2 protein-coding genes are annotated in these 986 nt (G+C 38.0%); both read right to left on the bottom strand.

Annotated features, from left to right (window positions below):
- Positions 1-421, bottom strand: a 421-nt coding sequence (locus JMY06_RS11680) for a DNA cytosine methyltransferase (RefSeq protein ID WP_201618414.1), incomplete at its 3' end; no start/stop codon positions are given.
- The coding region (locus JMY06_RS11675) for a DUF3883 domain-containing protein (protein WP_201618413.1) at positions 418-986 on the bottom strand (569 nt) is incomplete at its 5' end. The genes JMY06_RS11680 and JMY06_RS11675, both read right to left, overlap by 4 nt.

The raw sequence follows: 986 nt of genomic DNA, 5'->3' as shown, positions 1-986 counted from the left end.
TCATTAGACCTTTAACGTTTTCAAAAATAAAGAATTTTGGTTGCTTTAGCATCAGGGTTTTGACCAATTCTTTATAAAGATTGGCTCGCTCATCGTTGGTGTTTTTAGTTGGATTGACGGTGCTAAATGATTGACATGGGAAGCCGCCTATCAAAATATCAAAATCTGGAATACTCTCTAGCACTACATCTTTAATGTCTGCACATATAGCGGGATGCGAAAAATTAGCATTATAGGTTTGCACTGCATATTTATCAAAATCTACGGCATAGCTAATTTGCACAGGTAGCTTGGGGTAGTGCTGATTAAGAAAATCGAAATCGCCTATAATACCCAAATCAGAACCACCGCATCCACAGAAAAATGAAGCAACGGTTAATGGCTTCTCTTGCAATATAGTTGTTTTAGACTGCTTACTCATACATATTCTCTATCAATAGCCACTGATTTAAAATCGGCTCGGTAAGTTGTTGCAACAACATCAATAATCCCTTGTTCGTGCTTTCCATAAGGGTTATTTATTTTTCGGATAACTGTAGCGCTAGGGGTGAAATAAATCCGATATATATTATAAGCTGTACGATGCTGCTTAGCAGTCATCCACTCTCTTCTTGTCAGATTTATTGTATCAATCCAACTATCATCGCCTATATTGGGAGCGGTTACTCGTTTGGTTGCTTTGACTTCAATCATTCGCAAAAACTCAGGGTTTTCTAAATCCTCGTTAGCTTCTACTGACGATATATCATAGCCTATGCCTCTCTGACTTGCTAACAGCCTGACTTGATTCACTAAACGAGGGTGAGTATTTCCAACTCGTTGTTTTTCAAAATCAAATACATAAGATTCGCCTTCTTCACCCAACGCATTTTTATCTACCCTATTCGTAAATTTAGTAGGGAAAGGTTTTTTTGGTACATCATCTGTTTGGTCTTCAAGGCTAGTTTGTTGTGTAAGTGCTTCGAGACTTGTCGTCAGTATGGTGT

This window comes from Psychrobacter urativorans, assembly GCF_904846675.1.
Lineage (GTDB): Bacteria > Pseudomonadota > Gammaproteobacteria > Pseudomonadales > Moraxellaceae > Psychrobacter > Psychrobacter urativorans_B.
Note: the sequence above shows the minus strand (reverse complement) of the source record. Positions and strands in the feature narration are given on the sequence as shown.